Annotated in this window: 20 protein-coding genes, 3 tRNA genes and 1 other RNA gene; 16 read left to right on the top strand and 8 right to left on the bottom strand. The window is 69.4% G+C overall.

All coding sequences use genetic code 11. From position 1 onward, the window contains the following. Window positions 1-79 precede the first annotated feature (79 nt). The 8 genes from VAE46_RS06830 to VAE46_RS06795 all read left to right on the top strand — a co-directional run bounded on the left by VAE46_RS06830 (window position 80) and on the right by VAE46_RS06795 (window position 6,652). Window positions 80-1,630 (top strand): acetyl-CoA carboxylase biotin carboxylase subunit, encoded by a 1,551-nt coding sequence (locus VAE46_RS06830; RefSeq protein WP_322796172.1) that lies wholly within the window; start codon window positions 80-82, stop codon window positions 1,628-1,630. After that, window positions 1,612-2,142, top strand: coding sequence for an acetyl-CoA carboxylase biotin carboxyl carrier protein subunit (locus VAE46_RS06825; RefSeq protein WP_322796171.1), 531 nt, complete (start codon window positions 1,612-1,614; stop codon window positions 2,140-2,142). The genes VAE46_RS06830 and VAE46_RS06825 overlap by 19 nt, the downstream gene beginning before the upstream one ends. Before the next feature lie 34 nt (window positions 2,143-2,176). Beyond that, window positions 2,177-2,439, top strand: an RNA gene (gene ffs, locus VAE46_RS06820) — signal recognition particle sRNA large type. Between the two features lie 73 nt (window positions 2,440-2,512). Further along, entirely contained in the window at window positions 2,513-3,346 is an 834-nt protein-coding gene (gene rsmA / locus VAE46_RS06815) for a 16S rRNA (adenine(1518)-N(6)/adenine(1519)-N(6))-dimethyltransferase RsmA (RefSeq protein ID WP_322796170.1), read from the top strand. Then, entirely contained in the window at window positions 3,339-4,196 is an 858-nt protein-coding gene (ispE, locus tag VAE46_RS06810; protein ID WP_322796169.1) for a 4-(cytidine 5'-diphospho)-2-C-methyl-D-erythritol kinase, read from the top strand. The genes rsmA and ispE overlap by 8 nt, the downstream gene beginning before the upstream one ends. Further along, window positions 4,193-4,612 carry a hypothetical protein gene (locus VAE46_RS06805; protein WP_322796168.1) on the top strand — a complete coding sequence of 140 codons (420 nt, stop codon included), beginning with the start codon at window positions 4,193-4,195 and terminating at the stop codon, window positions 4,610-4,612. The genes ispE and VAE46_RS06805 overlap by 4 nt, the downstream gene beginning before the upstream one ends. Window positions 4,613-4,663: 51 nt before the next feature. Beyond that, a complete protein-coding gene (locus VAE46_RS06800) occupies window positions 4,664-5,377 on the top strand; it encodes a CehA/McbA family metallohydrolase (protein WP_322796167.1) in 714 nt (237 codons plus the stop codon). A gap of 42 nt (window positions 5,378-5,419) precedes the next feature. Beyond that, complete coding sequence (locus tag VAE46_RS06795; RefSeq protein WP_322796166.1) at window positions 5,420-6,652, top strand: hypothetical protein; 1,233 nt, start codon at window positions 5,420-5,422, stop codon at window positions 6,650-6,652. An 85-nt stretch (window positions 6,653-6,737) separates the two neighbouring features. Here the strand turns inward: VAE46_RS06795 and VAE46_RS06790 are convergent. The 3 genes from VAE46_RS06790 to VAE46_RS06780 form a co-directional block, all read right to left on the bottom strand. Beyond that, a tRNA-Arg gene (locus tag VAE46_RS06790) sits at window positions 6,738-6,813 on the bottom strand. 3 nt (window positions 6,814-6,816) lie between these two features. Further along, window positions 6,817-6,902: transfer RNA gene (locus tag VAE46_RS06785), tRNA-Leu, on the bottom strand. Window positions 6,903-6,953: 51 nt separating this feature from the next. Next, a tRNA-Val gene (locus tag VAE46_RS06780) sits at window positions 6,954-7,030 on the bottom strand. Between the two features lie 91 nt (window positions 7,031-7,121). Here VAE46_RS06780 and VAE46_RS06775 point away from each other — a divergent pair. From VAE46_RS06775 to VAE46_RS06765, 3 genes are read left to right on the top strand one after another with little or no spacing between them, the layout of a single operon-like run. Continuing rightward, complete coding sequence (locus tag VAE46_RS06775) at window positions 7,122-8,513, top strand: class II fumarate hydratase (protein WP_322796165.1); 1,392 nt, start codon at window positions 7,122-7,124, stop codon at window positions 8,511-8,513. Between the two features lies 1 nt (window position 8,514). Continuing rightward, window positions 8,515-10,269, top strand: a complete 1,755-nt coding sequence (locus tag VAE46_RS06770; protein ID WP_322796164.1) for a sensor histidine kinase — start codon at window positions 8,515-8,517, stop codon at window positions 10,267-10,269. Then, entirely contained in the window at window positions 10,259-10,987 is a 729-nt protein-coding gene (locus VAE46_RS06765; RefSeq protein WP_322796163.1) for a response regulator transcription factor, read from the top strand. The genes VAE46_RS06770 and VAE46_RS06765 overlap by 11 nt, the downstream gene beginning before the upstream one ends. Here VAE46_RS06765 and VAE46_RS06760 read toward each other — a convergent pair. Then, window positions 10,977-12,263, bottom strand: a complete 1,287-nt coding sequence (locus VAE46_RS06760; protein ID WP_322796162.1) for a DUF1015 domain-containing protein — start codon at window positions 12,261-12,263, stop codon at window positions 10,977-10,979. The two genes, VAE46_RS06765 and VAE46_RS06760, sit on opposite strands and share 11 nt — an antisense overlap. A 61-nt stretch (window positions 12,264-12,324) precedes the next feature. Here VAE46_RS06760 and VAE46_RS06755 point away from each other — a divergent pair, with 61 nt between their 5' ends. Then, window positions 12,325-12,657, top strand: coding sequence for an HIT family protein (locus tag VAE46_RS06755; protein WP_322796161.1), 333 nt, complete (start codon window positions 12,325-12,327; stop codon window positions 12,655-12,657). Here the strand turns inward: VAE46_RS06755 and rph are convergent. Both rph and VAE46_RS06745 read right to left on the bottom strand, forming a co-directional pair. After that, window positions 12,654-13,382, bottom strand: a complete 729-nt coding sequence (gene rph, locus VAE46_RS06750; RefSeq protein ID WP_322796160.1) for a ribonuclease PH — start codon at window positions 13,380-13,382, stop codon at window positions 12,654-12,656. The two genes, VAE46_RS06755 and rph, sit on opposite strands and share 4 nt — an antisense overlap. A gap of 71 nt (window positions 13,383-13,453) precedes the next feature. Next, entirely contained in the window at window positions 13,454-15,766 is a 2,313-nt protein-coding gene (locus VAE46_RS06745; RefSeq protein ID WP_322796159.1) for a DNA internalization-related competence protein ComEC/Rec2, read from the bottom strand. A gap of 124 nt (window positions 15,767-15,890) precedes the next feature. On the opposite strand from VAE46_RS06745, the gene VAE46_RS06740 reads away from it, so the two are divergent. Together VAE46_RS06740 and VAE46_RS06735 are read left to right on the top strand one after the other, a co-directional pair. Further along, window positions 15,891-17,084 carry a thiolase C-terminal domain-containing protein gene (locus tag VAE46_RS06740; RefSeq protein ID WP_322796158.1) on the top strand — a complete coding sequence of 398 codons (1,194 nt, stop codon included), beginning with the start codon at window positions 15,891-15,893 and terminating at the stop codon, window positions 17,082-17,084. 2 nt (window positions 17,085-17,086) lie between these two features. Beyond that, window positions 17,087-17,494: a Zn-ribbon domain-containing OB-fold protein gene (locus VAE46_RS06735; RefSeq protein ID WP_322796157.1), complete on the top strand. Its 408-nt coding sequence runs from the start codon at window positions 17,087-17,089 to the stop codon at window positions 17,492-17,494. Window positions 17,495-17,552: 58 nt separating this feature from the next. On the opposite strand, the gene VAE46_RS06730 is transcribed toward VAE46_RS06735, so the two are convergent. Together VAE46_RS06730 and VAE46_RS06725 are read right to left on the bottom strand one after the other, a co-directional pair. Next, window positions 17,553-18,212, bottom strand: coding sequence for an NYN domain-containing protein (locus VAE46_RS06730; RefSeq protein WP_322796156.1), 660 nt, complete (start codon window positions 18,210-18,212; stop codon window positions 17,553-17,555). A 480-nt stretch (window positions 18,213-18,692) separates the two neighbouring features. Beyond that, window positions 18,693-19,760, bottom strand: coding sequence for an Mrp/NBP35 family ATP-binding protein (locus VAE46_RS06725; protein WP_322796155.1), 1,068 nt, complete (start codon window positions 19,758-19,760; stop codon window positions 18,693-18,695). Between the two features lie 220 nt (window positions 19,761-19,980). Here VAE46_RS06725 and VAE46_RS06720 point away from each other — a divergent pair, with 220 nt between their 5' ends. Both VAE46_RS06720 and VAE46_RS06715 read left to right on the top strand, forming a co-directional pair. After that, window positions 19,981-20,196, top strand: a complete 216-nt coding sequence (locus VAE46_RS06720) for a hypothetical protein (RefSeq protein ID WP_322796154.1) — start codon at window positions 19,981-19,983, stop codon at window positions 20,194-20,196. 72 nt (window positions 20,197-20,268) lie between these two features. After that, window positions 20,269-21,210 carry a dihydroorotate dehydrogenase gene (locus VAE46_RS06715; RefSeq protein ID WP_322796153.1) on the top strand — a complete coding sequence of 314 codons (942 nt, stop codon included), beginning with the start codon at window positions 20,269-20,271 and terminating at the stop codon, window positions 21,208-21,210. Window positions 21,211-21,212: the final 2 nt, after the last annotated feature.

The raw sequence follows: 21,212 nt of genomic DNA, 5'->3' as shown, positions 1-21,212 counted from the left end.
CACGGCGTTCGCCCTTCGCGCCGCCTCCCGGTATGCTGTTCAGCCATCGATTCCTGCAAGAGAAGTAAAGCGCCGGTCGATGTTTTCCAAGGTCCTCGTCGCCAACCGCGGTGAAATCGCGCTCCGCATCGTGCGCGGCCTCCGCGACCTCGATATCCGCTCGGTCGCCGTCTACTCCGAGGTCGACCGCCTTTCGCAGCACGTTCGCTACGCCGATGAGGCGCACTTCATCGGCCCCGCCGATGCGCGACAGAGCTACCTCAACGTCGAACGCATCATCGATGTCGCAAAATCGTGCGGCGCCGATGCCATCCACCCCGGCTACGGCTTCCTCGCGGAGAACGCCGAGTTCGCCGAGGCCTGCGAAGCCGCCGGGCTCACCTTCATCGGCCCGTCCCCGCAGTCGATGCGCCTGCTCGGTGACAAAATCGCCGCCCGCCGCATTGCCGCCGAGGCCGGCCTCCCCGTGCTCCCCGGCAGCGGCGAAATCACCTCCATCGATGAGGCGCTCGCCTTCGCCGAGCGCATCGGCTACCCCGTGATGATCAAGGCGGCAGCCGGCGGCGGCGGGCGCGGCATCCGCTTCATCGATTCCCCGGCGGCTTTGCCCGAGGCCGCCGCCCGCGCGATGCAAGAAGCCGCGGCTGCCTTCGGCAACCCTGCTATCTACGTCGAAAAGCACCTTCGCCGCGTTCGCCACATCGAAGTCCAGGTGATCGGCGACCGCATCGGCAACATCGTTCCCCTCGGCGAGCGCGAATGCTCCATCCAGCGGCGCCACCAGAAAATCATCGAAGAGTGCCCCTCGATCGCGGTCGGGCCGCAGCTGCGCCGCACCCTGGCGCGCTCCGCCGTCCGCATCGCCCGGGCCGCAAATTACCATAACGTGGGAACGGTCGAGTTCCTCCTCGATGAGGACGGGCAGCACTACTTCCTCGAAATGAACACCCGCCTCCAGGTGGAGCACCCGGTCACCGAGATGGTCACCGGCACCGACCTCGTCAAGGACCAGATCATCGTCGCTGCCGGCGAGGAGCTCCCCTACGAAGAGGCCGACCTCCTCACCCGCGGCTGGGCGATCGAATGCCGCATCGTGGCTGAGGACCCCTTCAACAACTTCCTGCCGTCCGTCGGGCGCGTGGTCTTCGCGCGCGAACCTGCGGGCCCCGGTATCCGCGTCGAAAGCGCCCTCTACGATGGCATGGAGGTGACGCCCTACTACGATTCGCTGCTTGCCAAGGTCACGGCCTGGGGCCGCAACCGCGAAGGCGCCCGGCAGCGCATGAAGCGCGCCCTCGCCGAATTCCGCGTCGTCGGCGTAGCCACCAACATCCCGTACCTCCAGCAGATCCTCGACCTGCCCGCCTTCATCGAAGGCGACATCGATACCGGCTTCCTCGACCGCAACCGCGTGCTCGCTGAAGAGCACTTCTCCGACCAGCAGCGCCTCGCCGAGATCGCAGCCCTGCTGTTTGTGACCTCGCCCGAGAAAGAGCCGGACCAGCAGGCCAACGGCCAGAACGGCCAGCAGCCGACCAATGGCTACCGCGCCGCCATGAGCGCCTGGCGGCGGCAGTCGAATGCGCCGACCATCCCCGGGGGTATGGGCCGATGGCCGAGAAGTTTCTAGTTCGTACCGAAGAATCCGCTTCGACCTACGAGCTGGAACGCGACAAGGACGGCATCCGCGTGCGCCGGGAAGGCGAAGAGGAGTGGACCCGCGTTGAGCTCCATCGCGTCGGCGATTCCCGCCTCTACCTGCTGATGACCGAGCACCACCCGACCGAGCTCTACCTCGAACGTCGCCGGGGCGGCGCCCGGGCCACCATCGGACGCCACGCCTTCGACTTCCAGGTGGAGCGCTGGCGCCCGCAGCTCGCGCAGAAGGCCGCCCAGCAGATCCAGACCGGGATGCGCCGCATCACCGCGCCGATGACCGGCTCCATCGTCGAGGTCCGGGTGGCCGCCGGGCAGGAGGTCGCCCAGGGCGATGTCCTGCTGGTCATCGAATCGATGAAGATGAACAACGAGCTGCGCTCACCGGCTGCCGGGACGGTCGAACAGGTGGCCGTGTCGGCCGGCCAGCGCGTGAATGCGGGCGACCTGCTCGTCGCCATCCACATCGGCGAACGCACCGGTTGACCCCGGTCGAAGTCCGACGGTACGGTTAGGTTGGCCGTGCTAGACGGGGAGCTAGCGGTGCCCTGAACCCGCAATCCGCTACAGCGGGGTCGAATTCCTGCTCGAGGGCTGCGCTTTCGGGGACTGTCCCCTCCAGCCGGCGCTGAGGGCCTGGTCCTGCGCGGCGAGGCGCTCCGAACCTGGTCAGGTCCGGAAGGAAGCAGCCATAAGGAGAATGCTTCGGGTGCCGCAGTCAACCGGGTCTGAGCCGGCCGCTGCGGGGCAAGCCCGGGGGCCAGTTCGACAGCAGGTGCACGGCCTTACCCCTCTGTCCCTGCGCCCGATTGTCCCGGCGCTCGACCCCCTCCACCGCGCACCCTACGATCACCGTATGCCCCGCTCCGAACCCGGACGCCTGCCCGGCCCGCGCCCGCGAAAGGCGCTCGGTCAGCACTTCCTGCGCGATTCCGGCGTCCTCGCCGATATTGTCGCGGCCGTAAGCGGCCCGCCGGGCGGCGTCGTGGTGGAGATCGGCGCCGGCACCGGCCAGCTCACCGAGGCCCTGCTCGCTGCCGGCCATCGGGTCATTGCCCTTGAAATCGAGCCCCGCCTGGTTGGCCACCTCCGCAACCGATTCCGCCGCCACGAACGGCTCACCATCGTCGAGGCCGACGCACGCACCATCGACCTTGCCCCGCTGCTCCCGGCTGATGCCCCGTACGTGGCGGTCGGCAACCTCCCGTACTTCGCTGCCAACCCCATCATCCGCAATGTCCTCGAGCAGACGCGGCCACCGCTGGAGCTCGTCGTTATGGTCCAGCGCGAGGTCGCCCGCGATATCGCCGCTCCGCCCGGGCAGTGGTCGCTCCACACGGTGAGCATTCGCGTCTACGCCGAGCCGGAGCAGCTTTTCGATGTCCCGCCCGAGGCGTTCGACCCGCCGCCGGCCGTCTGGTCGTCCGTCATCCGCCTGCGCATGCGGCCCGAGCCGCTTGTCCCTCCGCACCGGATCCCGGCCTTCTTCGAATTCGTGAGCCGGGTCTATCGCAACCCGCGGAAGCAAATTCACAACAGCCTCGCGCGCGGCGTGTGGCTGCCGCCGGGCGGCGCACGGGCTGCGCTTGAACGCGCCGGCATCGAACCCTCCCGGCGCCCCGAAACCCTCACGGTCGATGAATGGCAGGCGCTCCAGGCTGCCGCCGCTGAGGTGCTCGCGCTTGCCTGAGGATCTGCTCATCCGCGCCCCTGCCAAGATCAACCTCGCCCTCGACGTGCTCGGCCGGCGGCCCGACGGCTACCACGAACTCGACACCATCTTCCAGGAGCTGGCCCTCGCCGATACGGTCCAACTCCTGCCCGGCGCGGAACCCGGCATCGAGGTGACCGGCCCGCGCGGCGGCGGGACTCCCGCCGGGGCCGACAACCTCGCCTGGAGGGCGTTCGAACTGGCTGCCGCGGCCGCCGGCAAGGAACCCCTGGCGCGCATCCGCCTCGAGAAGCACATCCCGCCGGCCGCAGGGCTCGGAGGGGGCTCGTCCGATGCGGCGGCTGTCCTTCTGCTGGCTGCCCGCATCTGGCCGGAGCTGGAGCCCCGCCTCCCCGGGCTGGCGCTCCAGCTCGGCAGCGATGTCCCCTACTTCCTCCAGCGGGGGACCGCCCGGGGCCGCGGCCGCGGCGAACAGCTCGACGCGCTTCCGCCGCTTGCCCGGCACGACGTGGTGCTGTTCGTGCTCGCCCGGAGCCCCGAAGGCAAGACTGGCGCGGTGTTTCGCGCTCTCGCATCCGGTGCCCTGCCTTCGCCGGCCGTGCCGCGCGTCCTGCAGCGGCTCTGCTCCGGCTCGCTTCGCACCCGGGACCTCGCGGGCGCCAACGCCCTCGAATCGGCCGCGCAGGAGGTGTTCCCGGGCCTTGCTGCCGCCGGCCGCACCCTTGAATCGGTGCTCGGCGAACCGGTCTGCCTAACCGGCGCGGGCCCGACCTGCTTCTGGCTCGGGCCCCCCGGCTCCGGGCCTGCCGTTGCCGAACGGGCGGCCGGCCTCGCCGCAGACGTCATCGTGACCAGCACCGCGCCATGACCATCAACACCATCATCGCCGGCTGGGCGGCCGGGTATGCCATGGCCATCCTCTCGACCTTCGCCCTTACCTACATCGCCGTTCAGCCTGCGCTCCAGAAGCACGTGCAGCGGATCTTCGACCCGGAAGTGCCCGGCGCCCTGCTCGCGGTGCCCATCTCCATTGGCACCGGCGTCATCTGGACCATGCTCGGGCTGATCCTCGCATCCCTCTACATCCTGGGAGACTTCGCAGACATGCAGCCCGCGCTCGGTTCGCCCAGCGGCCCGTGGCTGCTGCTCATGGCCGCCCTCGCCTGGCTGCCGGTCCCGGTCCTGTGGCTCATCTCGCGCCGGCTCTGGTGGCTCTGGCTTTCGATGTCGGTCTCCTTCGTCGGGCTCTTCGGCTGGGCGATGCCCCTTCTGGGGGAGCGGTGATATACTCCCTGCCACTCGTGAAAATCCGAACAAGTTTCCGGAGGGCGCCGCGTGCCGGGCACCATCATTGACATGCACCTGCACACCACCAGGGGCGCTTCCGACTCCATGCTGGACCCCGATGACCTCATTGCCGAGGCGCGCCGCGTCGGCCTTACCGGCGTCAACATCACCGAGCACGACCGCATGTGGGAGTCGTGGGACCTCGGCCCCTTTCGTAAGAAGCACGAGGGCATCTTCGTCTCAAACGGCATGGAAGTCTCCACCGATATGGGGCACATCCTGGCCATCGGCCTCAAAGGCTATGCGCCGGGCATCCGCCGCCTGGAGAAGCTGCGGGAAATCGCGGATGAGCAGGGCGCGTTCCTCATCGTGGCCCATCCCTTCCGCCACTTCTTCGACCCCGTCCACTTCAAGCGCGAGGGCAAGGAGCCCTTCCGGCTGTCGCCGGAAGAGGCCGCGCGCCTCCCGGTCTTCCAGCTGGTCGACGCCATCGAGGTCCTGAACGGCTGTAACACCCCGCGCGAAAACTACTTCGCCTTGCAGGTCGCGAAGGTCCTCGGCAAACCCGGCACGGGCGGTTCCGATGCCCACAGCACCCAGGGCATCGGCTACTTCACTGCCGTGTTCGAAGAAGAGCTCCTCAGCCAGGAGCACATGGTCGACCAGCTGCACAAGGGCCGCTTCTACCCGGCGCGCGGCCTGCCGGAAGGGAAACTCGAAAACTACTGGGACAACGCCGAACCCATCCCCTTTTACGAATGACCGCGCCCTCCACCCCAAGCGCCGCCCGGGGGATACACCCCGATGCCGCACAGTAACCGCAGCTGGCTGCTCATTGGCGCGACCGCTGCCGCCTGTCTCCCCGGGATGACCTTCCGTCTTGCCGGCTACCACCCGCCCGCCGTGGCGGGCGCGGCCGTCTTCGGCCTGGCGATCCTCGCGGCTGCGTTCCTGCTGAGCTGGGGCGCAGAAACCGCCGAGATGGACATCTCCCAGGGCCTCGCCCTGGCCATCATCGCCATCATCGCCGTCCTTCCTGAATACGCGGTCGACTTCATCCTGGCGTGGAACGCCGGCGCCGACCCGGCCGAGGCCGAACGGGGCCTGGCGGTGGCCAACATGACGGGAGGGAACCGGCTCCTGATCGGTCTCGGCTGGCCGATCGTCTTCTTCCTCTTCGCCTACCGGACCCGCCTCAAAGAGCTCGTGGTCGAGCGGCAGCGTTCGCTCGAGCTCACCTTCCTGGCTATCGCCACGGCCTACGTCATCTTCATCCCGCTCCGCTCCCACATCACCGTCATCGACACCATCGTGCTGGTGTCGCTGTTCCTCATGTACATGTTCTTCACCTCACGGGTCGAGAGCGAAGAGGTGGAGCTCGTCGGCCCGGCCCGGGCGATTGGTTCGCTGCTGCCGTCGCGCCGGCGGGTGGTGGTCGTCCTGCTCCTGGCCTTCAGCGCCGCCGCAATCTTCACCTGCGCCGAGCCGTTCGCCGAGTCGCTCGTGCACATGGGCGAACAGCTCGGCATCTCCGAGTTCTTCCTCATCCAGTGGCTGGCCCCGCTCGCTTCCGAATCACCCGAGGTGCTGGTCGCCTGCCTGCTCGCCTGGCGGGGCCGCGCCGCGGCCGGGATGGGCGTCCTCATCTCGTCGAAGGTCAACCAGTGGACCCTGCTCATCGGCACCCTGCCGGTCGCGTTCCTCGTATCCGCCGGGGACTTTGGGTGGACGCTCGGCCTTCCCCTCGATGCGCGCCAGCGCGATGAAATCTTCCTGACCGCGGCCCAGAGCGCCTTCGCTATTGCCGTCTTCGCCAACCTGCGCATGTCGCGTCTCGAGGCGGCTGCGCTTTTCGCCCTCTTCGCCACCCAGCTGTTCATCACGAACGAGCACGCCCGCGTCCTCTACGGTCTTGCCTACACCGCCCTGTGCATCGCACTCCTGGCCTGGCACTGGCGCGAGATCCCGCGTACGCTGCGCGACGCGGTGCGCATCATGCAGGGCCGGGAGCCCGCCGGAGAACCAGGTCATCAGTGACCCGGAGCTGAGAGGACCGCACCGCGACCTGCCCCGGTAACGCGCGACGGCCGCCATGCAGCGGCCGTCACATCATGGTGTCACATGGTACGCCCGGGAGGATTCGAACCTCCGACCTTTGGGTCCGCAACCCAACACTCTATCCCCTGAGCTACGGGCGCAAGTGGTGCCGAAGGTGAGATTTGAACTCACACGCCCATACGGGCACTACGCCCTGAACGTAGCGCGTCTGCCATTCCGCCACTTCGGCACTGCACCGATTATCGGTCCCCCGGGCTGCCCGTTCAACCGAAATCGAAGATGGTGGGCGGTACTGGACTCGAACCAGTGACCTCGTCGGTGTGAACGACGCGCTCTAACCATCTGAGCTAACCACCCCCCAGCATCGCCAGTCTATGCCCACGCCCTCCGCGGTTCAACCTCGGCAATCGTTCCCATTGCACCGCCGCCGGCTGGTACAGTGACCCGCATGAGCGAAACCACCCGCATCGAACATGACGCCCTCGGCGAATTCCCCGTTCCCGCCGATGCGCTCTACGGCATCGACACCGCGCGGGCGGTGCAGAACTTCCCCATCTCCGGCCAGCGCATGCCGCTGCCTATCATCCGCGCCCTCGCCCTGCTCAAGCTCGGGGCAGCCCGCGCGAACCGCGACCTCGGCCTGCTCGACCCCGCCCTCGCCGAGGCCATCATCACCGCCGCAAGGGAGGTCGTCGAAGGTCGCTGGGATGACCAGTTCCCGGTCGACATCTACCAGACTGGCTCCGGCACCTCGACGAACATGAACGCCAACGAGGTCATCGCCAACCGCGCCAACGAGCTGCTCGGCGGCGGCCCCCGCGGCGTCTACCGCCCGGTGCACCCGAACGACCACGTCAACCGCGGGCAATCGTCGAACGACGTCATCCCGACGGCCATCCATCTCGCCGCCGTCCAGCGGATTCGCGAGCACCTGCTCCCAGCGCTGTACCGGCTCGAAGCCGTCCTCCAGGCGAAGGCCGCCGAGTTCGACGGCATTGTCAAGACCGGCCGGACCCACCTCATGGACGCCGTGCCCATCCGCCTCGGCCAGGAGTTCCGCGGCTATGCGGGCCAGGTCGAACGCACGCGCCGCAGGGTCACCGCGGCAGGCGAAGCCCTGCGCGAGGTCCCGCTGGGCGGCACCGCCGTCGGCACCGGGCTCAACACACACCCGGAATTCGCCGGCCGGGTCCTTGCTGCCGTCTCCGAGATCGCCCGCGTCCAGCTGGTCGAAACCAGCAACCACTTCCAGGCCCAGGCCGCCATCGACCCCATCGTGGAGGCCAGCGGCCACCTCCGCACGTGCGCCATCGCGCTCGTCAAGGTCGCGAACGACCTCCGCCTGATGGCGAGCGGGCCCCGGGCCGGGCTCGGCGAAATCGAGCTGCCCGCCCTCCAGCCGGGCAGCAGCATCATGCCCGGGAAGGTGAACCCGGTGATCCCCGAGGCCGTGATCCAGGTCGCGGCGCGGGTGGTTGGCAACGATGCCACCATCGCGATGTCGGGTCAGTGGGGATTCTTCGAGCTGAACACCATGCTCCCGGTGGCCGGCAGCGCCCTGCTGGAGTCCATCGAGCTCCTCGGGGCGGCTGCCGGGGTCTTCGCCGAGAAGTGCATCGCCGGCATCCGCGCCACCGACCGCGGTCCGGCCATGGTCGAGCAGGGCCTCGCCGTGGCGACCCCGCTCGCGCTCGAGATTGGCTACGAGCGGGCGGCGGCCCTGGTGAACATCGCTCTCGCCGAGGGCCTGACCATCCGCGAGGCCGCCCGTCGCGAGCTTGGCCTCAGCGAGCGCGAACTCGACCGGCTGTTCGACTACCGCCGCATGACGGGACCCTGAGATGACTGCCCCGCAGGCCGGCCAGCCTTCGGGCGAGCGCCTGTCCGCCGTCCCCGGGCCGCTGGTAGTGCCGCCGCAGCGGCTGCAGGGCCTGCTCCGCTGGGTCGCTGAGCGCGACCAGCCCCAGCGCGCCCGCGGCTACGCCCTCGCGGTTGCCACCGTCGCTGCGGCCGCCGGGCTGAGGGCAGCGCTCGACCTCGCTGTCGGCGGCCTCGCGCCCACCCTGTTCATTTTTCTCGGAGCGGTGGCTGCAGCCGCCATCTTCGCGGGTGCGGGCCCCGCGCTCGTCGCGGCAACACTTTCGGTGCTCATCGCCAACTACTTCTTTATCGGCGAACGAACCGGCTTCGACCTCGCAGCCGGGGACCTCGTAGCGGGAGCCGCCTTCCTCATCGAAGGAGGCCTGTTCGCGCTCTTCGGTGGGCGCCTGCGCAGCCTCCTCCGTCGCCAGCTGAACCGCGAGGCGGCCATTGCCGGGCTCTACCAGGCCGCCGTCCGCAGCGAGCATGAACTCCGGCGGGCGAATTACTCGCTCCAGCTCCTGGCCGATGCCGGCCTGGCGCTCAACGCCAGCCTCGACCCATCCGAAACGCTCCCGGCGCTGGCCCGGCGCCTGGTGCCGGAGTTCGCCGGGGCCTGCCTGGTCGACCTCCGTGACGGCCGCACCACCCGGCGGGTGGCCGAGGCGTTCGAAACCCCCGAGGTCAGCGACGTGGTCGCCGGGCTGCTCGCGGTCGACCTCTCGGGCGGGCTCCCTCACGCGATGTCGGCCGCAGCCAACGACGGGGTCGCCTGGTTTGTCGGCGCTGCCGAACCGGCAACGTTGCGCCGCCTCTTCGGCCTCCTGCCCGGCGGCGAAGGCGGACCATGCCAGCCGCGCTCCGCGATCGTCGTCCCCGTCGAATCCGGGCGCCAGGTCTTCGGCGCCATGGCCTTCCTCCGATTTGCCCCCTCCGCGCCGTTCCATGGCGCGGACCTGGTGATCGCGCGGCAGCTTGGAACACGGGTCGGCCTGGCCATCGAAAACGCCCGCCTCTACGCGGACGCCCGCCGCGCGAACGACGCCAAGGACGAGTTCCTCGGCGTCATGTCGCACGAGTTGCGCACCCCGGTGACCGTCATCCAGGGCGGCGTCCGCTACCTGCGCGACCATCACGGTTCCCGGCTCGACCCGGCCGCCGATGCCGTCCTGGCCGACCTCGAGCGCGAATCCCTTCGGCTCGCTCGCATGCTCCAGGACCTCCTCGCACTCTCGCGCGCCGAACTCGACGCCCTGGCCACGTCCGAGCCGGTGCTCCTCCAGAGGCTCATTCCGCGTCTCTGCGCGGGGCTCGACCCCGGCAACTCCTGCCGCCTCGAGGTCCGCGGGGACGAAACCCTCCCGCCCGTTTCCGCCGACCCGGTCGCGGTGGAGCACATCCTTCGCAACCTGGTCCACAACGCGGCCCGCTACGGCCCTCCGGGTGGTCCCATCGAAGTCAGCCTGCACGAGGTGCCCGATGGTGTGGCGGTAACCGTCGCCGACCGCGGGCCCGGTGTCGCCCCGGACGAGCTGAACAGGATCTTCGAGCGCTTCTACCGGTCGCCCGCCACCGCCCAGAACACCACGGGTGCCGGTCTCGGCCTGGCCGTTTGCCGCCGACTGGTCGAAGCAATGGGCGGAACTATCACCGCCGGGCTCCGGGAGGGCGGCGGCCTCGCGGTTACGTTCGTCCTTCCCCGATTCCCGGAACCGGAGGTGCACGATGACCTCTGAACCTGTGCTGCTGGTTGTCGACGATGAGCCCGCGGTCGTCCGGGTGCTCGAAATGGAGCTCGCCGGGCGAGGATTCCGCATCCTCACTGCGGCCAGCGCACGTGATGCGCTTCGCGTCTTCGCCGAGCAGCGACCCGATGCGGTGCTGCTCGACGTAATGATGCCTGGCGTCTCCGGGCTCGACCTCCTCCGTCAGCTGCGTGAACGGTCGCCGGTCCCGGTCATCCTCCTCACCGCCCGCGACAGTCCCCGCGAAAAGGTCCGCGGGCTCGAACTTGGCGCCGATGACTACGTCGTCAAGCCGTTCCACCCCGACGAGCTCGCGGCCCGCATCCGGGCGGTGCTCCGGCGCACCCGTCCCCCGGAAGGACCCCGCATCGTCCGCGCGGGGAGCCTGTCCGTCGACCTGGAGCGGCGCCTCGCCGAGAAGGACGGGCACCCGCTTCCGCTTACCCGCACGGAGTGGCAGCTGCTCCAGGAGCTGGCGGCAAGCGCCGGCCGGGTCATCCATGCCCCGGAGCTTCTTACCCGGGTCTGGGGCCCCGAATACCGGGACGACCTGCAGTACCTGCGCGTCTGGGTCTCGAGGCTCCGGGCAAAAATCGAAGACGACCCGGCCAACCCGGCGGTCATCCGCACGCTCCCGGGGATCGGCTACCTGTTCCAGGCCGATGAAGCCGACCCCGCACCCGGCGAGGCCGCCGCGACTACGGATTGAGCGGGTAGAACACCAGTCCCGTGCCCAGTTTCGGGTGAAAGAACGTCGACTTCTGGGGCATGCGCTCGCCCTGGTCGGCGAGGCGCATCACGTCCTGCACCGTCACCGGGTTCAGCAGCAACGCCGTCGACGCGCCCGGGTGCCGGTCGAGGAAGTCGAACACGTCCTCCAGGTCGTGCGTGTACTCCACGGCCCCGGCGCGCAGGTCCTCGTCGCTGATGCCCCAGAGCGGCTCGAGCACTCCGTAGCGCAGCAGGTTCGGCGGAATGCCGAGCCACTGGTCCGAATGCCCGGCGGGCGGCGAGCCGGCAAGCGGCACCCCGGGTTTGCGGCGCAGCGCATGCACCTGGCGCGGCTCGAGTTCGAACGCGACGGTATCGCAGGACTCGAGCAGCGCGAGAATCTCCGCCCGCTGCTCTGCACGGTCGCCGGCGAGTTTCACATGCTCGATGTCGAATGCCCCACCGAGGCGATCCCGCCAGTCGGCCGGCGCCGGCCGCGGCACCAGCCGGTGAATCGGGCGCAGCACCAGCCCGGGGTCATCCGCCGCGACGATCGCCGCCATCGTGAAGCGGGCCGGGTGGTCGGGCGGCAGCTGTTCCTTCGCGAGCCGCCAGTTGCGGTAGTTCACTGCCGTCTCGTAGCGATGGTGCCCATCGGCGATGTAGAACGACTCGGCGAGGAGCGGCGCCAGCTGCCGCATTTCATACCTCCCTGCCTCCACGGCCCAGAAGCGGTGGTGGTCACCCTCGAGGCTCGTCGCGATGGCAGTCGGCGGCTGTTCCGCGATGGTCCGTTCGATGAATTGCCGCAGCTGCCCGGCCCGGTCCCGCGCGATGCAGAACACCGGGCTGAACTGGATGCCCGTCGCCTGCAGCAGCTTCAGGCGGTCCTCCTTCGGCCCCGACATGGTGAACTCGTGCGGCTTGACCGCGCCTTCCTCCCACGGCTGCGCCTCCACGGCCGCCATCACCGCCCGCCGCGTGAACACGTGCCCGCCTTCGATGAACTCCTGCTCGTAGACATACAGCTGCGGGCGTTCGTCGCGCGCCAGCACGCCGCGCGCAATCCAGTCTTCGACCAGCCGCGCCACCCGCTCGTACCGCTCCTCGCCGCCTTCGGCCAGCTCGAGGTGGACGGCGTTGTGCGGGTTGCGGTTCGCGAGGGTCCGCTGCATCGCCGGGCCGATCACGTCATACGGGGGGGCGAGCAGGTCATCGAGCGGGCCGGCAGCGTTGGTGTAGCGGAGCCCGCGGAAGGGCAGGAACTGTGGCATCGAAGCTCCAGGGTCTGTCGTTTGTTTGGGGCTGCCCCGGACCGGTAAGATCCGAATCCCCATGCCGCCAACATACTGCGTCTTTTGCAACATTGTCGCGGGCCGAGAGCCCGCGAACATCATCTACGAGGATGACGAGATTATCGTCATTCAGAATATCCTGCGCTGGGTTCCTGTGATGCTCCTGGCGATGACGAAGCAGCACACCACCCAGGCCGAACTCTGGACCTACCACATGGGCAAGGTTGCCCCCATCGCAACGGCGATCGGCCAGCAGCTCTGCCCCGGCGGATTCCGCCTGCTTTCGAACTTCGGCTACGACGCCATGCAGAGCCAGGAGCACGGCCACCTGCACATCCTCGGCGGCACCTTCCTCGGGCACTACGTGGGCTAACTGGCGCCTTCGAGCGCCGCGCGCTGCCGTTCGAACAGCTCCAGGATGCCGCGCTTCGCAAGGTCGAGCAGCCCGTCCATCGCTGCCCGGCTGAACGGCTTGCCCTCCGCGGTTCCCTGCACTTCCACGAACGCGTCCTCGCCGGTCATGACCACGTTGAAATCGACCTCGGCGGTCGAATCCTCCTCGTAGCACAGGTCGAGCAGCGGCACGCCCTGCACAATGCCGACCGAGACCGCAGCCACCGGCGAAACCACGCACGCCTCCGACACCAGCCCGCTGCGGGCCAGCTTCGCGACGGCGAGCTTCAGCGCCACGTAGGCGCCGGTGATCGAAGCCGTGCGGGTTCCGCCGTCCGCCTGCAGCACATCGCAGTCGAGCGTGATCGTGCGCGGCCCCAGCAGCTCGAGGTCGACCACCCCCCGCAGCGATCTGCCGATCAGGCGCTGGATCTCCTGGGTGCGCCCCCCCGGCCGGCCGCGCTCCACCTCGCGCTGGCTGCGGGTGTGGGTCGCCCGCGGGAGCATCGCGTATTCGGCCGTCACCCAGCCGCTCTGGGTGCCCCGGAGGAACGGCGGCTGGCGGTCTTCGACGCTGGCCGCGCAGAGGACGCGGGTTCGCCCGAACTCCACCAGGCAGCTGCCCTCGGCGAAGTCGAGCACATTCACGGCGAGGTGCACCGGGCGCAGCTGGTCGGGCGCACGCCCGTCGATTCGGGTGGTCATCGGGATTGCTCCGGGGTGTACGGGGTAGGTCGTTGCGAGGGTACCGGCCCTCACGGTCCTGCTCAAATGCGCTACCGCTGTGTGGCGACGCGCACCTCGCCATCATGCACCCGGATGGTGATGCGGCCATCGAGGTCGGTGCGAAAGACGGCGGCGCCCTCCAGCGCGGCCAGTGTGTTCGGGTGCGGGTGCCCATAGCGATTGCCCGCGCCGACGCTGATCACGGCCACGCGCGCCCCCGTCTGGCGCAGGAAATTGGGGTCGCTCGTCCGGGAGCCGTGGTGCGGCACCTTCAGGATATCCACCCTGCCGGCCACCGCCTCCGCGAGCACCTGCTGCGCCCCGGCCTCGATATCCCCGGTCAGCAGGATGGCGGTGCCTTCGTAGCTCACTTCGATCACGAGCGACCGCTCGTTCAGGTCTCCGTCGTCGCCTTGCCGCGGCCAGAGAACCCGGAACACCACGCCATCGAGCTCGAACGAATCGCCGGCGCCCGCGGTGACCGCCTCGAATCGCTGCGCAGTTAGCGCCGCAGTCGCAGTCCGGTTGCTGTCACCGTTGGAAACCGCCGGACCGACCCGGAAGCGCTCCGCCAGCGCCGGGAGCCCCCCGATGTGGTCCTCCTGCGGGTGGCTGATGATGACCAGCTCGATCGAGCGGTCCCAGTGGGGCATCACCGCCCCCAGCTCCCGCGCCAGCCGGAGGCCGCTGGGACCGCCATCGACCAGCACCTGCCGGCCCGCGGGCGTGGTCAACAGGATGGCGTCGCCCTGCCCGACATCGAGCACGTCGATGCGCAGGCCTTCCTCGCGCCCCATACCGCTGACCACCACGACAGCCAGCGCCGCCAGCGCGCCGCCCGCCAGGAGCCGCTGCCCGGCCTTCGCGCGCGACTCCGCCCGCCGGGACGGCGCCTCGACAGGTGCCAGCCGCGCATATGCCAGCCACCCGGCTGCCGCAACCACCGCTCCCGCCGTCAGCGGCAGCCAGCCGCCGGCCGTTTCCGGCGCCGCGCTCGCCCCCGGCACCGATGCGGCCCATTCTGCCGCCTCGACCACGTAGCGGAGCGGGTAGTACGCCGCAAGCCCGGCCAGCCAGCCGAGCCCGGGCGAAACCGCTCCCAGTAGCGCCGTCAGCAGGCTCGCCCAGAACGCCAGCACCACCGCCGGCTGGACCGCGACGTTCGCCAGCGGCCCGATGAGCGACACCCGGTCGAACTGGGCCCACTGGATTGGCAGCGTGGCCAGCGTCGCGGCGCACGAAATGGCCGCAACCTCTCCAACCCAGCCGGGCAGCCACTCGCCCGGTCCGGTGCGGCGCACTTTCTCGAACCCTGCCCGGAACCAGCCGCCGAACGCCAGCAGTCCGGCAGTCGCCGACACGCTGAGCTGGAACCCTGCATCCAGCATCAGGCCCGGCTCCAACCCGGTCATAACAATCGCCGCCAGCGCGAGCGCCGGCATGCCCGCCTGCGGCCGCCCGACCAGTTCTCCCCCCAGCAGCACCGCGGCCATGATCGCGGCCCGCACGACGCTCGGTTCGAAACCCGCCAGCAGCACGTACAGCGCCAGCAGGAGCCCCGCCGGCAGCAACGCCCACCGGCGGCCCACGGTCGCCACGGCCAGCGCCGTCCCGACGGCTGACACCAGCACCAGATTCGAACCGGAGACCGCGACCAGGTGCCGCAGGCCGCTCTCGTTGAACGCGGCCTTGAGGTCCCGCGAGAGCCCGTCGTCCCGCCCGAAGGCGATGCCGGCGCCGAGCGACGCCTCGGGCTCCGGAAGGGCCCGCTGGAGCGCTCCATCGAGGGCGAGGCGCATTTCCGTCAGCACCCGGCCCGGCGAGGGTCCGCCTCCCTCCTCGAGCTCCACGCGCGGGTAGAGCATCGTCCCTGCGATGCCCCGGCGCTGGAGGTACGCCCGGTAGTCGAAGCCATCGAAGACCGGCGCCGGCTCGAGGTCACCTTCCAGCCGAACGCGGTCCCCCGGGAGCAGCTCGGTGTACTGCCCGAGCGTCGCCCGGATGGCCCCGGCGTCCGTCACCGCTTCTCCATCCGCTTCGAGGCGGTCAACCCGGATGTCATAACTGGTCGAAAGGTCGCCCTGGTCGGGTTCAGAGACCACCGTCCCCCAGATCACGACCTCCCGGCCGAGGAAGCTGGCGACGGCGGCCGGGTCTCGCCCGAGCGCCGCGTCCATCCGCCAGCCCGCGGCTCCCGCCAGCACCACGCCCGCAGCAGCCAGTCGCCACCGCTGGGGATGCCGTGCGAGCACCCCCGTTGCCGCACACCCGGTCCAGAGCGATCCCATCCACCACGGCGCCCCCCACGCTGCGACCGGGAACAACCCCGCCAGCCAGGCCGCTCCCGCAACGATGAGCACCATCGCCGCGGAACGCTAGCAGATTCGTCCGCCGGGTGTCCCCCGCGTTTGACGGCGCTCCCGGCCGTCCGTAGAGTCCCGCAGCGCAAGCACCATTCGATTCCCTCGAACCACGCAGGAGCAGTTCATGGTCAGCCAGCGCAGGGATGCCGCCATCGTCGGCATCTACGAATACCCAAAGCGCAAAGCCCCCGGCGTCACTCCGCTCCAGATCAAGGCCGAGTGCGCGGCGCGTGCCCTCGAAGATGCCGGCCTCAGCTGGAAGGACGTCGATGGCCTCTACGACGCCCAGGATGGCGCCGGGATGGCCGGCCTGAGCCTCGCGGAGTACTTCGGCTTTCGCCCGAACGTGATCGACACCACGGCAGTGGGCGGCAGCTCCTACGAATTCCACGCCGCCCACGCGAAGCGCGACATCGCCGCCGGCCGCTGCAAGGTTGCCCTGCTCACTTATGGCTCCACCGCCCACAGCGACGCCCGCCGCATCGGGACGATGGGGGGCGGTGGTGGCGGCGCCCCGAGCCCGCTTTCGAACATGACCGACCCCTACGGCATGACGCTGATTTCCAATTACGCCATGGTCGCCCGGCGCCACATGCACCAGTACGGCACCACCAGCGAGCAGCTCGCCCGCATCGCCGTCGCCACCCGCGCCCACGCCATGCGCAACCCCGAAGCGGTCCAGGCCATGACCGACCTCGAATTCGTGGGCGTCAACGAGATCACCGTCGACGACGTCCTGAATTCCCGCATGATCGCCGACCCGCTCCACCTGCTCGATTGCTGCATGGTGTCCGATGGCGGCGGCGCCGTGGTGATCGCCGCTCCGGAGGTGGCCCGGGATTGCCGCAAGAAGCCGGTCTGGATCATCGGCGCCGGCGAGGCCACCAGTTACTCCGAAAACGGCAGCGATATCACCGTCAGCGCCGCAGCGCAGTCCGGTCCCCGCGCCTGGGCCGAGGCCGACGTCCGGCCCGACGAGATCGACGTCGCGATGATCTACGACTCGTTCACCATCACCGTCCTGGTGATGCTGGAAGACCTCGGCTTCTGCAAAAAGGGCGAAGGCGGCGCCTTCGTCTCGGAGCAGCGCCTCCGCTTCGATAGCCCGCTCAAGCCGGCCCTGAACACCGACGGCGGCGGCCTCAGCTCGAACCACCCGGGCATGCGCGGCATCTTCCTGCTCATCGAGTCCACCCGACAGCTTCGCGGGGAGTCGACCTCCCAGGTCAAGGATGCCCGCCTCGCCGTTGCCCATGGCAACGGCGGCATGCTCGCCACCAGCCACACCGGCGGCACGATCGTACTCGCGAGGGATTGACCATGGACCGGCCACAGCCACGCTTCCCTGAACCCGATACCCAGCCCTTCTGGGAGGCAACCAAAGAGCACCGCCTCCTCTACCAGGTCGACCGCGACACCGGCGACGTGGTCTTCTTCCCGCGCCGCCATAACCCGAAGAACGGCTCTTCGAACCTCGAATGGCGCGAGTCGAAGGGCGAGGGCACGGTCTACACCTTCAGCGTCGTCCGCCTCAATCGGCACCCGGCGTTCGCCAACCTCGGCCCGTACGCCGTTGCCTACGTCGACCTCGACGAGGGCTTCCGCATGCTGACCAACATCGTTGGCGTGGAAGACCCCACGAAGGACATCTACATCGGCCAGCGTGTCCGCGTCACCTGGCTCGACCAGTCGACCGGCATCTCCATCCCGGTTTTCACGCCGATCTGATGCGAAGGGGCCCGGCCGGGAGGCCGGGCCCCATTTCCGCCGTCGTGTACCTCCAGCCTCAGGCGCGGACGCGCTGCAGGATCGACTGGATGTCGATGAAGCGGTCCGCGGCCTGGCGCAGGTTCGATGCCGTGCTCGAACCGACCGAGACGACCTCGACCCGCACGCCCTTGGACTGGATCACTTCGACAAGCCGCTGGAAGTCCCCGTCGCCGGAGACGAGCACGACCACGTCGAGGCGGTCGAGCATCTCGAGGATGTCGAGCGCCATCTCAATATCGACGTTCGCCTTGATCGTCCCGTCCGAGAACCGCCGCAGCGGCTTGGTCACCACCCGGTACCCCTTCTCGAGGAACGGCTCGGCGAAGCGCTGAGTTTCGAGGCTCACTCCCGGGTCGTCGTGGACTGGCGAGTAGGCCACCGCCCGCACCAGCTGCCGGCCCTCGGTCAGGTAGTCGAGCATCTTCTTCCAGTCGACCCGGTGACGGAGGCGGTCGCACGCGAGCTCAATGTTCGCAGCATCGACGAACACGCCGACCCGCGCCAGGGCGGGCGGCTGGCTCGCCGCCGGGGCTTGGGCGCTCGCCTGCGCCACCTTGCGCGCCAGCTCTTCCTGGACACGCACCAGCTGGGCAATCTGCGCGGCCTGCACCTCGAGCGTCCGCGTCAGGCTGGCCAGCTCCGCCGTGAGCACGGCCACCTGCCGTTCGGCGGGCACTGCCGGCGCGGGCCTCGTGCGTTCAGCGGGCACAGGGGGCTCGGCGACTGCCGCCGGACTGGCGTCGGGCTTCGGTTCCGCTTCCCGGGCTGCCCGCGCTGGACCGCGCCGCGGCGAGCGGTCACCCGGCCGGGTCTGCGCTGCTGGCGGAGGAGCGGCCGCGGCGCTCTCGGGCTCCGCCGGGGGTTCAGGCTGGGCCGCGATCGCCGCGACCCGCGATCTCCGCCGACGTGCTGGTGCCGGCTCCGGGGCGGGTGCGGATTCAGCGGCCGGTGCCGTCTCAGGAACGGTCGAATCCTCCGCAGCTGTCGTGGATTCGGTTTCCGGGGCGGCCCGCCGCGGGCTGCGGCGGCGCCGCGGGCGCGGGTCGTCAAGCGCTTCTGGCGCCGGCTCCGGCGGCGCCGGGGTGGGTTCAGTCACTGGTGCGGCAGGACGTTCCCGCCGCGGAAAGATGTTCAAGACCATGCGTAGGTTTGCGGGTTACCCGCCCATCCTTTGCAGAACACTGATCCGGGCCGCAATGTTGCGTGCGATCCGGTCGATGGCCCTCGCTGATTCCGATTCGGGGGCGCCGTAGACGATCGGGACGCCTTTATCGGCGCCCTCGCGAACGGCCGGCTCGATCGGAATTTCGCCGAGGAAGTCGATGCCCAGTTCATCGGCCGCCTGGCGCGCCCCGCCGTGGCCGAAAATGTCGTACCGCTTGCCGGTGTCCGGCGCGATGAAGTAGCTCAGGTTCTCGATCATCCCGAAGACCGGCACGCCCAGCTTCTCGAACATCGCCACCGCCTTCATCGCATCCTCCACCGAGACCTCCTGCGGGCTCGAGACGATCACCACGCCGGTGATGGGCGCATCCTGGGCCATGCTCATCGAGGCGTCGCTCGTGCCCGGCGGCAGGTCGATGACCAGGTAGTCGATCTCGCCCCAGGGCACATCGTGGAGCAGCTGGCGCACCGCGCTGCCGATCATCGGCCCGCGCCAGACCACCGGAGTCCCCCTGGGCAGCAGGAACCCGATGGAGATGACGCGAACCCCATACCGTTCGACCGGCTTCAGCCCCTCGCTCGAACCCGCCTGCAGCCCGGCGGGCAGCCCGAACATGGTCGGCAGGTTTGGCCCGGTAATATCGGCGTCGACCAGGCCGACGCTCGCGCCCGCCTTCGCCAGCGCCACCGCGATGTTCGAGGCCACGGTCGATTTGCCGACACCGCCCTTGTTCGAAGCCACCGCGATGATGTTGCGCACGCCCGGGATCGGCTTCTGCCCCTCGCGCGGGTTCGAAGCCCGTACCTGGGCGCCCCAGGTGATCTCCACGTCGCCGACGCCGGGAACGCTCGAAAGCGCTGCGCGGACGTCGCGGTCGATGGTCTCGCGCAGGGGACACGCCGGCGTGGTCAGTTCGACGGTGAGCCGGACCGTCGAGCCGTCCACCTCGAGGTCCTTCACCATGCCGAGCCTCACGATCGAGGCATGGAGCTCCGGGTCCTGGACCCCGTCGAGGGCCGCCAGGACCGCGTCACGTTCAACTGCAGGTGCTGAAGTCATCTGCGGGGTGCCTTTCTGAGCGCCTGGCCCACTGGTTTCGCGCACCGCCATCCCTCTCGCCGGGCCGCTGCCAGCCGCCACGACCGATCGTACCGGGTTTCTCGACCGCGGCCAAACCGGTTTACCGCGCATTTCGGCAGGTGCGCCTAGCTTGGTTTCGCGCCCCCGGCCGGTGGTATACTCTGGATTACCGACCGGTAAGCCTCACGACGGAGTACCCATGACAGAAGCGCAATCCACCACCGCGGCGGCCGGACAGGCCCTCTGCCGCCACCACTGGGTCATCGAGACCCCCAATGGCGCGGTCAGCAGCGGCCGCTGCAAGCGCTGCGGCCTCGTCCGCGACTTCCGCAACTCCTCGGAAGACCCGATGTGGGACAGCGACAGCTTCAGCCTGAACGGCTCGCGCTTCCGCGGCCGCCGAAGCGATTCCTGACGTTCCCCGAGCCCTTCATCGCGAACGGCCGGCGCCCGCCGGCCGTTCGTCACTTCACTGTACACTTGCCTCGTGCCCGCTGACCTTTCCGTCGACCTCGCGCCCGGCAGCAAACGCAGCCTTGTCCTCCGCAACCCGGTCATGCCGGCAAGCGGCACCTTCAGCTGGGGGTTCGAATTCGCCCGCGAGTTCGACATCAACCGTCTCGGCGCCGTCGTTTCGAAGGGCGTCACGATGGAGCCCCGGGCCGGCAACCGCCAGCCGCGTGTCGCCGAGACGCCCGCCGGCATGCTCAACTCGATCGGCCTCCAGAACGTGGGTATCCGCAGCTGCATCGAGGAGCTCGCCCCCGTGTGGGCGACCTGGGACACGCCGGTCATCGTCAATATTGCCGCCGACACGGTCGACGAGTTCGGCGAGATGGCCAGCATGCTCGATGGCGTGCCCGGCATCGCAGCGCTCGAGCTGAACATTAGCTGCCCCAATGTCGATACCGGCGGCATGGAGATCGGCCAGAGCGTCGAAGCCTCCGCGCGAGCCACCCGCGCCGCCGTCCGCAACACCGACCTGCCGGTGATCGTTAAACTCACCCCGAACGTGACCGACCCCGTGGCCCTCGCGCTCGCCTGCGAGGAGGAGGGCGCCGCTGCAATCTGCGCCATCAACACGGTCCTCGGCATGAAAATCGATATCCGCCGCCGCCGCCCCGTCCTGCCGCGCGCCCGCGGCGGTCTCTCCGGCCCGGCGATTCGCCCCATCGCCCTCCGCATCGTGTACGACGTGGCGGCGGCAGTGCGCATCCCGGTCATCGGCTGCGGCGGAATCGCCACCGCCGAAGATGCGCTCGAATTCCTCATGGCCGGGGCCAGCGCGGTGCAGGTCGGCACCGCCACCTTCGCCAATCCCCGTGCGCTGCTCGACGTGCTCGAAGGTATCGAGACCTGGTGCGATGCCGAGGGCGTGGCCCGCATCACCGAGATCATCGGCTGCGCCCGCCCGGCCCCGGTTGCCTGACG

This window comes from Tepidiforma sp. (genome assembly GCF_034433535.1).
Classification (GTDB): domain Bacteria; phylum Chloroflexota; class Dehalococcoidia; order Tepidiformales; family Tepidiformaceae; genus Tepidiforma.
The sequence above is the reverse complement of the archived record's forward strand: the minus strand, read 5'-3'. Positions and strand labels throughout refer to the sequence as shown.

What these genes read in the sequence shown, in the direction of transcription:
- VAE46_RS06745 (WP_322796159.1), bottom strand. Translation starts at nt 15,766, where the DNA reads ATGGTGCTCATCGTTGCGGGAGCGGCCTGGCTGGCGGGGTTGTTCCCG.
- VAE46_RS06755 (WP_322796161.1), top strand. Translation starts at nt 12,325, where the DNA reads ATGCCGCCAACATACTGCGTCTTTTGCAACATTGTCGCGGGCCGAGAG.
- VAE46_RS06765 (WP_322796163.1), top strand. Translation starts at nt 10,259, where the DNA reads ATGACCTCTGAACCTGTGCTGCTGGTTGTCGACGATGAGCCCGCGGTC.
- VAE46_RS06720 (WP_322796154.1), top strand. Translation starts at nt 19,981, where the DNA reads ATGACAGAAGCGCAATCCACCACCGCGGCGGCCGGACAGGCCCTCTGC.
- VAE46_RS06740 (WP_322796158.1), top strand. Translation starts at nt 15,891, where the DNA reads ATGGTCAGCCAGCGCAGGGATGCCGCCATCGTCGGCATCTACGAATAC.
- VAE46_RS06825 (WP_322796171.1), top strand. Translation starts at nt 1,612, where the DNA reads ATGGCCGAGAAGTTTCTAGTTCGTACCGAAGAATCCGCTTCGACCTAC.
- VAE46_RS06795 (WP_322796166.1), top strand. Translation starts at nt 5,420, where the DNA reads ATGCCGCACAGTAACCGCAGCTGGCTGCTCATTGGCGCGACCGCTGCC.
- VAE46_RS06830 (WP_322796172.1), top strand. Translation starts at nt 80, where the DNA reads ATGTTTTCCAAGGTCCTCGTCGCCAACCGCGGTGAAATCGCGCTCCGC.
- rsmA (WP_322796170.1), top strand. Translation starts at nt 2,513, where the DNA reads ATGCCCCGCTCCGAACCCGGACGCCTGCCCGGCCCGCGCCCGCGAAAG.
- VAE46_RS06770 (WP_322796164.1), top strand. Translation starts at nt 8,515, where the DNA reads ATGACTGCCCCGCAGGCCGGCCAGCCTTCGGGCGAGCGCCTGTCCGCC.
- VAE46_RS06735 (WP_322796157.1), top strand. Translation starts at nt 17,087, where the DNA reads ATGGACCGGCCACAGCCACGCTTCCCTGAACCCGATACCCAGCCCTTC.
- rph (WP_322796160.1), bottom strand. Translation starts at nt 13,382, where the DNA reads ATGACCACCCGAATCGACGGGCGTGCGCCCGACCAGCTGCGCCCGGTG.
- VAE46_RS06775 (WP_322796165.1), top strand. Translation starts at nt 7,122, where the DNA reads ATGAGCGAAACCACCCGCATCGAACATGACGCCCTCGGCGAATTCCCC.
- VAE46_RS06725 (WP_322796155.1), bottom strand. Translation starts at nt 19,760, where the DNA reads ATGACTTCAGCACCTGCAGTTGAACGTGACGCGGTCCTGGCGGCCCTC.
- VAE46_RS06805 (WP_322796168.1), top strand. Translation starts at nt 4,193, where the DNA reads ATGACCATCAACACCATCATCGCCGGCTGGGCGGCCGGGTATGCCATG.
- VAE46_RS06760 (WP_322796162.1), bottom strand. Translation starts at nt 12,263, where the DNA reads ATGCCACAGTTCCTGCCCTTCCGCGGGCTCCGCTACACCAACGCTGCC.